This window comes from Aeromonas sp. Y311-2 (assembly GCF_027706025.1).
In the GTDB taxonomy this organism is placed as follows: Bacteria; Pseudomonadota; Gammaproteobacteria; order Enterobacterales; family Aeromonadaceae; genus Aeromonas; species Aeromonas veronii.
This window is the reverse complement of sequence record NZ_JAPDCL010000002.1, coordinates 66832-80582: the sequence shown is the minus strand read 5'-3', so window position 1 is coordinate 80582 and position 13751 is coordinate 66832. Positions and strand designations below refer to the sequence as shown.

At 59.4% G+C, this 13751-nt stretch carries 12 protein-coding genes and 1 tRNA gene; 6 read left to right on the top strand and 7 right to left on the bottom strand.

Annotated elements, in window-relative coordinates; all coding sequences use genetic code 11:
• The first annotated feature begins 49 nt into the window (after nucleotides 1-49).
• The 4 genes from OKC42_RS02355 to aceA all read left to right on the top strand — a co-directional run bounded on the left by OKC42_RS02355 (nucleotide 50) and on the right by aceA (nucleotide 4172).
• A tRNA-Pro gene (locus OKC42_RS02355) sits at nucleotides 50-126 on the top strand.
• 223 nt (nucleotides 127-349) lie between these two features.
• Nucleotides 350-490, top strand: a complete 141-nt coding sequence (locus OKC42_RS02350; protein WP_005334106.1) for a hypothetical protein — start codon at nucleotides 350-352, stop codon at nucleotides 488-490.
• A 687-nt stretch (nucleotides 491-1177) separates the two neighbouring features.
• A complete protein-coding gene (aceB, locus tag OKC42_RS02345) occupies nucleotides 1178-2785 on the top strand; it encodes a malate synthase A (protein WP_199428057.1) in 1608 nt (535 codons plus the stop codon).
• A 73-nt stretch (nucleotides 2786-2858) separates the two neighbouring features.
• Nucleotides 2859-4172: an isocitrate lyase gene (aceA, locus tag OKC42_RS02340; RefSeq protein WP_088869417.1), complete on the top strand. Its 1314-nt coding sequence runs from the start codon at nucleotides 2859-2861 to the stop codon at nucleotides 4170-4172.
• A 107-nt stretch (nucleotides 4173-4279) separates the two neighbouring features.
• On the opposite strand, the gene hda is transcribed toward aceA, so the two are convergent.
• From hda to upp, 3 genes are all read right to left on the bottom strand, one after another.
• Nucleotides 4280-4981, bottom strand: coding sequence for a DnaA inactivator Hda (gene hda, locus OKC42_RS02335; RefSeq protein ID WP_013723920.1), 702 nt, complete (start codon nucleotides 4979-4981; stop codon nucleotides 4280-4282).
• 102 nt (nucleotides 4982-5083) lie between these two features.
• Nucleotides 5084-6103: a DUF2066 domain-containing protein gene (locus tag OKC42_RS02330; protein ID WP_199428056.1), complete on the bottom strand. Its 1020-nt coding sequence runs from the start codon at nucleotides 6101-6103 to the stop codon at nucleotides 5084-5086.
• Nucleotides 6104-6253: 150 nt separating this feature from the next.
• On the bottom strand, nucleotides 6254-6880 hold the full coding sequence (gene upp / locus OKC42_RS02325) for a uracil phosphoribosyltransferase (RefSeq protein ID WP_005334115.1): 627 nt from the start codon (nucleotides 6878-6880) through the stop codon (nucleotides 6254-6256).
• Between the two features lie 176 nt (nucleotides 6881-7056).
• Between upp and purM the strand changes: the two genes are divergently transcribed.
• Complete coding sequence (purM, locus tag OKC42_RS02320) at nucleotides 7057-8094, top strand: phosphoribosylformylglycinamidine cyclo-ligase (RefSeq protein ID WP_042080181.1); 1038 nt, start codon at nucleotides 7057-7059, stop codon at nucleotides 8092-8094.
• The gene (gene purN, locus OKC42_RS02315) at nucleotides 8091-8729 is read left to right on the top strand and encodes a phosphoribosylglycinamide formyltransferase (protein WP_144712512.1); all 639 of its coding nucleotides are present in this window, start codon (nucleotides 8091-8093) and stop codon (nucleotides 8727-8729) included. The genes purM and purN overlap by 4 nt, the downstream gene beginning before the upstream one ends.
• Nucleotides 8730-8846: 117 nt before the next feature.
• On the opposite strand, the gene OKC42_RS02310 is transcribed toward purN, so the two are convergent.
• The 4 genes from OKC42_RS02310 to OKC42_RS02295 all read right to left on the bottom strand — a co-directional run bounded on the left by OKC42_RS02310 (nucleotide 8847) and on the right by OKC42_RS02295 (nucleotide 13652).
• Nucleotides 8847-9608, bottom strand: coding sequence for a Nif3-like dinuclear metal center hexameric protein (locus tag OKC42_RS02310; RefSeq protein ID WP_106843152.1), 762 nt, complete (start codon nucleotides 9606-9608; stop codon nucleotides 8847-8849).
• Between the two features lie 141 nt (nucleotides 9609-9749).
• Entirely contained in the window at nucleotides 9750-11093 is a 1344-nt protein-coding gene (locus OKC42_RS02305; protein WP_021231049.1) for a sigma-54-dependent transcriptional regulator, read from the bottom strand.
• Nucleotides 11090-12124: a sensor histidine kinase gene (locus OKC42_RS02300; protein ID WP_005334126.1), complete on the bottom strand. Its 1035-nt coding sequence runs from the start codon at nucleotides 12122-12124 to the stop codon at nucleotides 11090-11092. Before OKC42_RS02300 ends, OKC42_RS02305 begins: the two co-directional genes overlap by 4 nt.
• A 106-nt stretch (nucleotides 12125-12230) precedes the next feature.
• Nucleotides 12231-13652, bottom strand: a complete 1422-nt coding sequence (locus tag OKC42_RS02295) for a sigma-54 dependent transcriptional regulator (protein WP_168176933.1) — start codon at nucleotides 13650-13652, stop codon at nucleotides 12231-12233.
• Nucleotides 13653-13751 lie beyond the last annotated feature (99 nt).

The following is a 13751-nucleotide window of genomic DNA, read 5'->3' as shown; positions in this document are numbered from 1 at the left end:
TTTGGCCATGCTATTAGACTTCCTCCCCGTCAGCCGAGTCTGACTCCGTCGGTGTGTAGCGCAGCCAGGTAGCGCATCTGCATGGGGTGTAGAGGGTCGGAGGTTCGAATCCTCTCACACCGACCATTTTCCCCGAGAATAGCCCAGTCAAACGACTGGGCTATTTTTTTGCCTCCGATTTATCCTCCTGACGATGCCTACCTATCAAGCACAAAAAACACTCAGAACCACTTGAATCTTTTTGCCGAACTCATTAAGATGCGCAACTTTCCGCCGGTAGACAACACAGGGAGGTGGAAACACGAGTGAAGGGATCACTGTCCGGCTTGCGTGCAACACAGGACCAGGCATGAACCAGAACACCGATTTCGCACCCGCCATTACGCTTTATTCCGTTCCTCACGACACCCCTTGCCACACCGAAAGCGAAAATGAACAGGTCATCCAGCTGGATGTGATCGATCTGGCCGAACCGGATGATGACTATTGAGCTCGGCCAGATGGCCGCTCATCACCAGCACATCGCCTGTTCAACGCTCTCCGTTTCAGGCCCTTGGCGAGAAATCTGCAAAAAAAGACAAACTGCTAGTTCTATCAAGGATGGCAGTATTATTGACTGATGTATCTCCCCCTTTCCTCCCCGGCATTCCCCCCGACAACTGATACAAACCTACGTTATTGCACTTCACTTTCCATCGCTGCAACCGCTGGTGCCAACAGAGCCTGCATCACCACGCCAAGTTTAAAACGCACGTTCACCAATCAGGTCTAGCATTAGCAAAACATTCATTGCCACATTCAAACGCGCTTTATACGGCTGTTTTGGCAAAGCCTGGAGTTAGGTCGGGATTTGTTTTTGCATTTGTAATTTTATTACGTAATAAGTTACAAAATAAGGGGCAGGGTAACGGCCCAAATTAGCCGTTGTCCGATGGGAAAAAGCAGGAGCATAACCATCTGCGTAGAGCTTTTATACCAATCCAATAAAACAATAAAAAACATCAACTTAACCATATCGAAAAAACAGGCGTTTAAAAAAAACTGTTGACGTATTCAACAATATTTCGCACCTTATCAATCGTGTTACCCCGTTGTTGCGGGAACGTTTCAGGAACAGGGATTCGACTTTAGTCGTAGTTAGTAAGTTCAAAATGTAATTCTCAAAGGAGTGAACCTTATGTCGGCACCGGCTCAGACCCACTGCAGCGCCCGCCTTCGCATCCAGGGCGAGATGCTACCCGAATACGCGCAAATTCTGACGCCGGACGCGGTAGCTCTGGTCTCCGAACTGGTGGAACGTTTTGCTCCCCAAAGAGGGGAATTGCTGAAACAACGTGTGGCACGCCAGGCCCGTATCGATGGCGGCGAGCTGCCGGACTTCCTGCCGGAAACCGCCCACATCCGTGAAGGTGACTGGACCATTCGCGGCATTCCCGCCGACCTGCAAGACCGCCGTGTGGAGATCACAGGCCCGGTCGAGCGCAAGATGGTGATCAACGCCCTCAACGCCAACGTCAAGGTGTTCATGGCGGATTTCGAGGATTCACTGGCCCCCGCCTGGAATAAGGTGATCGAGGGTCAAATCAACCTGCGCGATGCGGTCAACGAGACCATTTCTTACACCAGTCCGGAAGGAAAGGCTTATACCCTGACCCCCAATCCGGCCGTCCTCATCTGCCGGGTACGCGGTCTGCACCTGCCGGAAAAACATGTCACCTTCGATGGCGAGCCCATCCCCGGCGGCCTGTTCGATTTTGCTCTCTACTTCCTGCACAACTATCAGGCGCTGCTGGCCAAAGGCTCGGGCCCCTACTTCTACGTGCCCAAGTTGCAGAGCCATCTGGAAGGGCGCTGGTGGAGCGAGGTATTCGCCTGGACCGAGGACAAGTTCGGCCTGCCCCGCGGCACCATCAAGGCCACCGTGCTGATTGAAACCCTGCCAGCCGTATTCGAGATGGATGAGCTGCTCTATCAAATGAAGGATCACATCGTCGCCCTCAACTGCGGCCGCTGGGACTACATCTTCAGCTACATCAAAACCTTGAAGAACCATCCGGATCGCGTCCTGCCCGACCGTCAGGTGGTGACCATGGACAAGCCGTTCCTTTCCGCCTACTCGCGGCTGCTGATCAAGACCTGCCACAAGCGCGGTGCGCTGGCGATGGGTGGCATGGCCGCCTTTATTCCGGCCAAGGACGCGGCCGTCAACGAGCAGGTCTTCGCCAAGGTCAAGGCCGACAAGGAGCGCGAAGCCAACAACGGCCACGACGGTACCTGGGTCGCCCACCCTGGCCTCGCTGATACCGCCATGGCGGTGTTCAACGCCACCATTGCGGCTGGCGCCAAGAACCAGATCGGCGTGCTGCGCGAGCAGGATGCCCCCATCACCGCCGCCGACCTGCTGGCCCCCTGTGAGGGCGAGCGGACCGAAGCAGGGATGCGCACCAATATCCGGGTTGCCCTGCAATATCTGGAGGCCTGGATCAACGGCAACGGCTGCGTGCCCATCTACGGTCTGATGGAAGATGCCGCCACCGCCGAGATCTCCCGTACCTCCATCTGGCAGTGGATCCGCCACGGCAAGAGCCTGTCGAATGGCAAGGTGGTGACCAAGGAGCTGTTCCGCCAGATGCTGGCCGAGGAGCTGGAGGTGGTCAAAGCCGAGGTGGGCGCCGCACGCTGGCAGGCAGGACGCTTTGCCGAGGCAAGCGAACTGATGGAAGAGATCACCTGCGCCGATACCCTGATCGATTTTCTGACGCTGCCCGGTTACGAGCGGCTCTGAATCACGGGCCCCCAGCGGGGCTCGCCAATAACAAGTCAATGGAAACGTGAAATCAATGAAAGAGGGAACTGATATGGCACTGACCCGTGAGCAACAGATCCAGGCTATCGAGAAAGACTGGGCGGAAAACCCCCGCTGGAAAGGGATCAAGCGCGGCTACAGCGCCGAAGATGTGGTGAATCTGCGCGGCAGCTTGCAGCCGGTGCACACCCTGGCCCAGCGTGGAGCCGACAAGCTGTGGGGTCTGATCCACGGCGACGCCAAGAAAGGCTATGTCAACTGCCTCGGCGCCCTGACCGGTGGTCAGGCAGTACAGCAGGCCAAGGCGGGGATCGAGGCGATCTACCTCTCCGGCTGGCAGGTGGCGGCGGACAACAACTTGTCCTCCACCATGTATCCGGATCAGTCCCTCTACCCGGCCAACTCGGTACCGTCCGTGGTGGAGCGCATCAACAACTCCTTCGCCCGTGCCGACCAGATCCAGTGGGCCAACAAGGTTGGGCCGCAGGATGAGGGCTTTATCGACTACTTCCTGCCGATCGTGGCCGATGCTGAAGCCGGTTTCGGCGGTGTGCTGAACGCCTTCGAACTGATGAAGGGGATGATTGAAGCGGGCGCCGCCGGCGTGCACTTCGAAGATCAGCTGGCATCAGTCAAGAAGTGCGGTCATATGGGCGGCAAGGTGCTGGTACCGACTCAGGAAGCAGTGCAGAAGCTGGTTGCTGCCCGTCTGGCAGCCGATGTGTGCGGCACCACCACCCTGGTGATCGCCCGTACCGACGCCAACGCCGCTGACCTGTTGACCACCGACGCCGACCCGTACGATGCAGACTTCCTGACTGGCGAGCGCACAGCTGAAGGGTTCTACAAGGTGCGTGCCGGTATCGATCAGGCCATCGCTCGCGGTCTGGCTTACGCCCCCTACGCCGACATGGTGTGGTGTGAAACCGCCAAGCCGGATCTGGACGAAGCGCGTAAATTTGCCGAAGCGATCAAGGCCAAGTTCCCGGATCGCATCCTGGCCTACAACTGCTCCCCGAGCTTCAACTGGAAGAAAAATCTGGACGATGCCACCATCGCCCGCTTCCAGCAGGCGCTCTCCGATATGGGCTACAAGTACCAGTTCATCACCCTCGCGGGTATCCACAACATGTGGTTCCACATGTACGAGCTGGCCTACCAGTACGCCCGTGGCGAAGGGATGAAGCACTACGTCGAGATGGTGCAGGAGCCAGAATTTGCCGCCGCCAGCCGTGGCTACACCTTCGTGGCCCACCAGCAGGAGGTCGGTACCGGTTACTTTGACAAGGTGACCACCGTGATTCAGGGTGGCCAATCCTCGGTGACCGCACTGACCGGCTCTACCGAAGAAGATCAGTTCCACTGATAGACAGAGCCCCCTTGAGATAGCAAAACCCCGGCCTGATGCCGGGGTTTCTTTTTATCTGTAATTCAAACGAAAGTCAGGCGCACAACCGCACACAGTCGAGAGGCTCAGAGCTCGAGGATCTCTTTGACAAAGGGAATGGTCAGCTTGCGCTTGGCGCGAAATGAGGCGTTGTCGAGCTGATTGAGGGTGGTGAGCAGGGTGCGCATATCGCGGGAGAGTCGGTTGAGCAGGAAGCGGCCCACATCGATGGGCAGTTTGAAGCCCCGCAGCTCGGCACGCAGCTGCAGGGCACTGAGCTTGCCTTCGTCATCCAGCTCTTCGAGATGGAAACTCACCCCCCAGTCAAGGCGCGAGGCGAGATCCGGCAGTTGCAGCCCCAGTTTGCGCGGCGCGCTGCAGCCAGTGACCACCAGCGTCCCCTCGCCCTTCTCCTGCCAGCGATTGTAAAAGTCGAACAGGGCCCGCTCCCACACGGCATTGCCGGCGATGGCTTCGAGACTGTCGAGACAGACCAGTGGCAGGCTTTCGAGGGCATCGAGCATGCTGGGATCGAGCTGTTCGAACTGATCGAGGGAGAGATAGGCCGCCGCCGCATCGCGGGCGTTGACCTCGGCACAAGTGGCGTGGAGCAGATGAGAGCGTCCGGATCCCTTGGCTCCCCAGAAATAGAGGAAAGGCGATCCCTGACCGATGGCCGCGTTTTTGAGGGCGGTGATCAGATGAGCATTGTTGCCGGGATAAAAACTGACGAAGGTTTCATCATCCGGTAGTTGTACGGCTAAAGACAGTTGGGCCGGTTGCTTCACTCGTTGGGCTTTGACTGTGACATTTGTGGCTAAGTGTATCATCGCAAAGGCAGATAGAGAACCGCCCGGACAAGCCGGGCGGTCTACAAAAGCCTTATAAAATCAGGGCTGCGACCATTGGTAACGCAAACCGCTGCCATTATCGTCAACCTTGCGCAAACGACTCTCAAGCTGCAGTGCCCGCACCAGTTCGGCCTGATCCCCTTGCAGGGTAAAGTTGAAGGTGACCTGGTCCCCCTCCAGCTTGCCGATCGCCACCTTGCTGACGTTGGCCATCCCCTGCAGCATCTTCTGCACGGCGATCATGCTGTCCACTTCGGAGAGGCCATCCACCACCAGGGTCTGGCTGGTTGCCGGACCCGAAATGCGGGCACCATAGTTTTTCACCAGCCAGGCCGCCAGGGTATCGGCAAACCCTTGCGCCACTTCGGCCTGAGAGCCGGTGCTATTGCCACGGGTCAGCTCGGTCACTTCACCGGCCGCTTTGGGGCCGTAGAGTCCCCAATCGATGCTCCACTTGTCACCTTCAGGAGTCAGTTTGCCCAGCACCACCATCTCGGCGCCATAGCGCTGGCTTGCCTGCAAAATCGGGTCGGCAAAGCGTCCCCAGACGTCGGTGGCACTGACAGCCATGTTGTCATCGAGATCCATCAGCGGAATGCTGATGGGTAGCCCCAGCGTCTGGGCCTGCTCGCGCAAGGCTTGCGCCCAACCATCGCTGGATTGATCCGCCAGCAGGCGACGCTCCCCCTGATCCACCACCAGCCAGATGGCCATTTGGGGACGAGCCGGGCCAAGCAGGGCAAACTGGCTCTCGGAAACCAGGCTGTTGACCTTGTCACTCTTGAACTCGGCTTTCAGATACTTGACGGAGTCCTGATCCTGATAACCATAGCTTTTGACATAGTCGCCCGGGGCCGCCAGCGCCTTGACCACCACCGGCTGGGTGAGGATGTCACGCTTGCCGGTCACCTTGATCAGCACCTGACCCAGTGCCTGCCCCTGAGCGGCCACCATGTCACCACTGGTCGGGGCCTTGCCCTGATAGAGGTCGGTCACCTGAGCGGCCGAGGCCATGAATGACAAGCCGCAGCAGAGGGCGGTCACAACACTTTTGAACATGAACAGAGTCTCGAAATGGGAGAGTGTGCTTATGGTAGCGGCAAGGCGCATCCTGCGGCAAGGCTGGCACAAGCGGCCACAAACAGCAGAGCCGGCGATGCGCCGGCTCCGATCACCCCTTCCACATGGGAAGCGGGTCAAGGCATTAACTTATTTGGTACCGAAGATCTTGTCGCCTGCATCGCCCAGACCCGGCACGATGTAGCCTTTCTCGTTCAGCCCCTGGTCGACAGAAGCGCAATAGAGCTCTACGTCAGGGTGAGCGGCTTCCAGCGCCTTGATCCCTTCCGGCGCGGCAACCAGTACCAGCACCTTGATGGATTGGCAGCCTTTCTTCTTCAGCAGATCGATAGTGGCGATCATGGAACCACCGGTGGCCAGCATCGGATCGATGACCAGCGCCAGACGCTCTTCGATGTTGCTGACGATCTTTTCGAAATAGGGAACCGGTTGCAGGGTCTCTTCATCACGGTAGATACCGACCACGCTGACGCGGGCGCTCGGCATGTGCTCCAGCACACCATCCATCATGCCAAGGCCGGCACGCAGGATAGGTACGACGGTTACCTTCTTGCCTTTGATCTGGTCAACTTCTACTGGCCCATTCCAGCCATCGATGATAACCTTCTCGGTTTCGAAGTCAGAGGTCGCTTCATAGGTCAACAAACTGCCCACTTCTTTGGCCAGTTCACGGAAACGCTTGGTGCTGATATCGCCTTCACGCATCAGACCGATCTTGTGTTTGACCAGGGGGTGTTTGACTTCAACGACTTTCATTATTATCTCCTCTAACCTGCCGCAAAAAAATCGCGGAATCATACAACAAAAGCCACCGCTTGTAGAGCATTTCCGCGCAAAAACGCGCAAACGATTTCCTTTCTGGTTTTTCACCGCCACTGTTAGAATACGCCCCGAATTTTACCCTCCACTTCTTTACATGACGGGGAATACTCGTGACTGACAAAACCTCACTGAGCTACAAGGATGCTGGCGTAGATATCGATGCCGGCAATGCACTGGTTGAACGTATCAAGGGCGTGTCAAAGCGCACTCGTCGTCCTGAAGTCCTTGGTGGTCTTGGCGGCTTTGGGGCCTTGTGTCAAATCCCTGCGGGCTACAAGGAGCCGGTACTGGTCTCCGGTACCGATGGTGTGGGCACCAAGCTGCGGCTGGCCATCGACCTGAAGAAGCACGACACCGTGGGCATCGATTTGGTGGCCATGTGCGTCAATGACCTGATCGTACAGGGCGCCGAGCCGCTGTTCTTCCTCGACTACTATGCGACCGGCAAGCTGGACGTGGACACCGCGGCCGCGGTAGTCACCGGGATCGGTGCCGGTTGCGAGCAATCAGGCTGTGCCCTGGTGGGCGGCGAGACCGCCGAGATGCCGGGTATGTATGAAGGGGAAGACTACGACATCGCCGGTTTCTGCGTCGGTGTGGTGGAGAAGAGCGAAATCATCGACGGCAGCAAGGTCGGTGAAGGGGATGCCCTGATCGCCCTGGCCGCCAGCGGCCCTCACTCCAACGGCTTCTCCCTGATCCGTAAAATTCTGGAAGTCTCCAAAGCCGACGTGCATCAGCCGCTGGGTGACCGCACCCTCGCAGATGCCTTGCTGGAGCCGACCCGCATCTATGTGAAACCTGTGCTCAAGCTCATCAAGGAGTGCGAGATCCACGCCCTGTCCCACATCACAGGTGGCGGCTTCTGGGAGAACATCCCCCGCGTATTGCCTGCCAATACTCAAGCGGTGATCGACGAGCAGAGCTGGCAGTGGCCGGCGGTGTTCAGCTGGCTGCAGCAGGCTGGCAACGTCACCCGTCACGAGATGTATCGCACCTTCAACTGCGGTGTCGGCATGATCATCGCCCTGCCCGCCAACCAGCTGGAGAAGGCGCTGACCCTGCTAAAGGCGGAAGGCGAGAACGCATGGCACATCGGTCATATCGCCAAGGCAGCAGACGGTGAGGAGCAGGTCGTCATCAAATGATGCGGATCCTCGTCCTAATCTCTGGCAGCGGCAGCAACCTGCAGGCGATCCTCGACCACTGCGCCAGCGGCAAGATTGCCGGTGAAGTGGTCGGCGTTATCAGCAACAAGGCCGATGCCTATGGTCTGGTTCGCGCCAAAGAAGCAGACGTGGCGACCTCCATTCTGGCCCAGCAGCAGTTCGCCAGCCGGGAGGAGTATGACGCCGCCCTGCTGGCGCTGATGGCAGACTATCAGCCGGATCTGGTGGTGCTGGCCGGGTTTATGCGGATATTGAGCGGCGATCTGGTGCGCCATTTCGCCGGCAGGATGATCAATATCCACCCCTCCCTGCTGCCCAAGTATCAGGGCCTGCACACCCACCAGCGCGCCATAGATGCCGGTGACAGTGAACACGGCGCCAGCGTCCACTTCGTCACCGAAGAGCTGGACGGTGGCCCGGTGATCCTGCAGGCCCGCGTGCCCATCTTTGAAGGGGACACGGCGGACGAGGTAGCGGCACGGGTACAGGCGCAGGAGCACAGCATCTACCCGCTGGTGGTGCGCTGGTTCTGCGAAGGCAGGCTGCAAATGGTAGACGGCGCCGTGCAACTGGATGGCGCCCTGCTGGGCCCCGCTGGTTACGCCTGCGAGTAATCGCTGACAACTGCATGTCAGAAAAAACAAGGGAGGCTTAGGCCTCCCTTGTCATTTCTATCTACCACACGATGGCTTAGGTCAGGTCCGATGACGCCGCTACGCGGCCAAGCGACCCTACACCGGATTGTCGATATCAATAAAGGTCACATCCAGCCCGTGCACGGTCGCCAGCCACTCCCCCAGCGCCTTGACGCCGTAACGCTCGGTGGCGTGATGGCCCGCGGCGTAGAAGTGCATCCCCATCTCGCGAGCGGTGTGAATGGTCTGCTCGGAGGCTTCGCCGGAGATAAAGGCATCGATGCCCTGCTCCGCCGCCAGATTGATGTAGCTCTGACCGCCGCCGGTGCACCAGGCCACGGAACGGATAAGCTCGGGGCCGCTGTCGCCACAATAGAGTGGTTCGCGACCAAGGCGCTCGGCAATCAGCTTGGCAAAATCGCGGCCGCTCATCGGCTCTTCCAGCTTGCCCACCATGGCGACGCTCTTGCTGTTCCACGGCTCCAGACCGCGACGCACCTTGATGTCGAGCAGCTTGGCAAGCTGGGCGTTGTTACCCACCTCAGGATGGACATCCAGCGGCAAATGGTAGGCAAACAGGTTGATATCGTGGGTCAGCAGGGTCTTGAGCCGACGCTGCTTCATGCCGGTGATCTGGGCCGGTTCACCGCTCCAGAAGTAGCCGTGATGGACCAGAATGGCATCGGCCTCGGCAGCCACGGCGGCGTCGATAAGCGCCTGACTGGCGGTGACACCGGTCACTACCTTGCGAATGCGCTCGCGACCCTCCACTTGCAGGCCGTTAGGGCAGTAATCCTTGATGGCGTGCGGTTCGAGCAGATGGTTCAGTACGGTTTCGAGTTTTCGATGAGAGATCATAGGGGTCCCTTATTAAGGCTCGGTCCCCTGCTTTACCAATAAAAACAGGGCCCAGGCTCAAAGCGCCAAGGACCCCATGATAATCGAGCCGGGCCGTCAAGACCATGACAGCCCCCACACAGTGCGGTTTCCCTCCCGGCCTCAGGCTGGCAGATCGATCCCCGCCTCCCGCATCTGGGCCAGCTTGTAGCGCAGGGTGCGCGGGCTGATGCCGAGCCGATCGGCCACCGCCTTGCGGCTGCCGTTACAATCTTGCAGGGTGTCGAGAATGATCTGGTGCTCCTGCTGCTTGAGCTCGCTGCCGAGGCGATCGCCACCATAGCTGCGCTCCACGCTGACAAACTCCATCTCCTGCTCGTCCAGCTCCTCCAGAATGAGGTGGTCACAATCAATGACCCCGTCGGGGCTGAGGATCAGGGCACGCTGTACCACGTTGTCCAGCTCCCGCACGTTGCCGGGCCAGGGGTGAGCCAGCAGCCGTTCCCGCGAGGCATCCGTCAACTGTGGTGTCGGCAGCCCCTGCTGACTGGCATGAAGCGCCAGCAGATGTTCCGCCAGCGGCAGAATGTCGCCGGGCCGCTCGCACAGGGCAGACCAGCGCAGCGGGAAGACATTGAGGCGATAGTAGAGATCTTCGCGAAACAGGCCATCCTGCACCGCTTTTTTCAAATCCCGGTTGCTGGTGGCGATGACCCGCACATCCAGCGGGATCATCTTGCGACTGCCGAGCCGCTCCACCTCTTTCTCCTGCAACACCCGCAGCAATTTGGCTTGCAGCCCCTGATCCATCTCGGTGATCTCGTCGAGCAGCAGGGTGCCCCCCTGCGCCTGCTCGAACTTGCCCGGGCACCCCTGCACCGCACCGGTGAAAGCCCCCTTCTCGTAGCCAAACAGGGTCGCCTCCAACATGTTTTCCGGAATGGCGGCGCAGTTGATGGCGACGAAAGGCTGCTCGGCGCGGCTGGAATTGTCGTGAATGTAACGGGCCAGCACCTCTTTACCCGTTCCGCTCGGGCCGGTCACCATCACGGTCGCTTCACTTCTGGCCACCCGGGTCGCCAGCTGGAACAGCTCGGCAGTTTTGGGATCCCCGTAGACCACGGCGCGCTTCTCCACCTTTTGGGCGGGCACATAGCGGCTGACCTGATTGAGCAGCACCTCCGGCGAAAATGGCTTGGCCAGATAGTCGATGGCCCCTTCACGCATGGCGCGCACCGCGCCGTCGATGTTGGCGTAGGCGGTCATCAGCAGCACAGGGATCTGCGGATATTGCTGGCGGATGGTGGCCAGCAAGGTGAGACCGTCCATCCCCCCCATCTGGATATCGGAGATCACCATGTCAAACGGCTGACGGGAGAGGGCCAGCAGAGCCCGCTCGCCGCTGTCCGCTTCACGGCACTCATAACCGCCGAGCAACAGGGTATCCACCAGCGCTTCGCGCAGGCCATTGTCATCTTCAACTACCAGGATCCTGGCCTGTGTCATGCTACACCTCCAAGCTGCACCGGTTGCTGGTGCAGGGGGAACGACAGAGTAAAGCAGGTGCCTTCACCGGGAACCGAGGCCACACCGACCTCCCCCTGATGGGCACGCACTACAGATTGCACCACCGCAAGACCGAGACCTGTGCCCTGGGAGCGAGTGGTAAAGAAGGGTTCGAATACCTGACCGAGCTGATGGGAAGGGATCCCCTTGCCATTATCGATGACCCGCATCTCCACCCGGGCACCGCTGCGCACCGCGCTGACCAAGAGTGACGTGGCCCCTGCCTGCTGGGCATTGGCAATCAGGTTGTTGATGGCCCCCGCCAGCGCACTGCTGTTGGCCAGCAGACAGAGATCGGGCTCCGGCGCCTCCATGTGCAGCTCGCAGCCCTGCTGCTGGCAAAAAGCCTCGGCTCCGGCCTGCACTTCGGCCAGCAGCCCTTGTACCGAGATGGGGGTGACCACCTGATTGTCGCCATTGCGGGCGAACAGCAGGATGTCGTTGATCTGCTTCTCCAGATCCTGCAAACGGGCCATCAGCTTTTGCTGAAACTGAGTGCGAGATTCCGGCTTGAGGGTGCGGTTGGCCAGGTTGGCGGCATAGAGCATGGCAGCGGAGAGCGGCGTGCGGATCTGGTGGGCAAGCGAGGCCGCCATATTGCCCAGCGCCGACAGTCGCTTCATGTGGTTGATGCGGTCTTGCAGTTTACGGGTTTCGGTCAGGTCATTGATAAAGACCAGCTGACCGGGCTGATCCGGCAGCGGTTGGGTCGAGAGCTGGACCCGGCGCCCGTCGCGCAAGGAGATCTCGTGGCCATCATCCTCCCGCGGCTCAAAGCAGCGGGCAATGATGTGGCGCCAGAGCTCCCCTTCCAGCGGCTCCCCCAGCAGGGAGATGGCCGCCGGATTCGCGCGGGTGACCACCCCTGCCCCGTCAAGCAGCAACACCCCGGTGGGGAGCGCCTTGAAGATGGCATAGAGCTGGCTCACTTCGTGGGACTGGAGTGGCATGTCCTGCTGCTGGATTGTCATAAACCTGACCTCAAACTGGCTATTGGGTCAGGTTATTCAATTTCCATGCCACTAAATTATATGAATTAAAACAATGAATTGCGCATTAGCGTCAAGGCTTTGACCCTCAGACGTCCTTGCTCATCCCGTACTTTTTCATCTTCTCCACCAAAGTGGTACGGCGCATACCGAGCAGATCGGCGGCGCGGGCCACCACCCCGTCCTGAGACTCCAGCGCCTGACGGATCAGCTCCACTTCGAGGTCGGCCAGCATCTCTTTGAGGTTGACCCCCTCCTCCGGCAACTGCATGGTACGGGCAGAGGCGAGGGAGTGATCCAGCTCGGGCGGATCCTGAAACACCGCCGCCAGTGCATCCCGCTCATCCATCTCGGTCAGCCGCTCATCCCGCGGCTCGCTCGGCAGCAGACGATAACGGCTCGGCAGATCGGCCACATCGACGATCTGGTGCGGGTAGAGGATCAGCAGTCGCTCCAGCAGGTTGGAGAGCTCGCGCACGTTGCCGGGCCAGGGGTACTGCATCAGCGACTCCAGCGCCCGCTGGGTCAGCCGGATAAAGCCGTGGTGCTGCTCGGCATGGCGGTTGAGCAGCTCCTGCAGCAGCAGCGGGATGTCATCGATGCGATCCCGCAGCGGCGGCGTCTCTATGGGGAAAACGTTGAGGCGGTAGTAGAGATCTTCGCGGAAACCCTGAGTGCGGATCATCGCCTCCAGATCCCGGTGGGTCGCCGCTATGATGCGCACATCGGCCTGAATGGGCTTGCCGCCACCAACCCTGTCGAACAACCGCTCCTGCAACACCCGCAGCAGTTTGACCTGCATCGGCATCGGCATATCGCCGATCTCGTCGAGGAACAGGGTGCCCCCCTGCGCCAGCTCGAAGCGACCGCGACGAGCCGCGATGGCGCCGGTAAACGCCCCCTTCTCGTGGCCAAACAGTTCGCTCTCCAGCAATTCGGCCGGAATAGCGCCGCAGTTGATGGGCACGAAGGGGCCACTGCTGCGGGAAGAGAGTTCGTGGATAGCGCGAGCCACCACCTCTTTACCGGTCCCCGACTCCCCGAGGATCAGCACGTTGGCATCGGTCTCGGCCACTTGGCTGATGAGGCGGCGTACCTCCTGGATCCCCTTCCCTTTGCCCACCAGCAAACGCAGCAGGGCCTGCCCCTTGTCATGGGTCTGCTGACGAGGATGCAAGGAGACGAACGCCTGACAGAAGTGCAGATGACGGGTGAGGGATTCATAGGTAAAGGGCGAGAGGGCAACCCCGATAAAGTTGCTGTTGGGCAGCTCGGCCTCAACCAACGAGAGGAACGGCGTTCGGGGGAAGGCTGCCAGCAGCTCTGACAAGGGACGGTCGGTCAGCTCACCCACCAGCACCCCTTGCAGCGGACCGGAGGATTCGATGGCCACATCCAGATCGCTTTGTGCCACCTCCTGCCACGGGATCCCCATAAACGAGAGCACGGTTCCCAACTGTTGGCGCCGCTGCGCATCGGCATCAACAATCAACACGCCCATCTCCACCATATCCATTCCTCGCGATGTCCTGAACTAACTTATTGTTTTATTTAATGATAAAACAGCTACCGACTGTCTTTTTGCTGGCACACAAAGTGCCAAAATTCC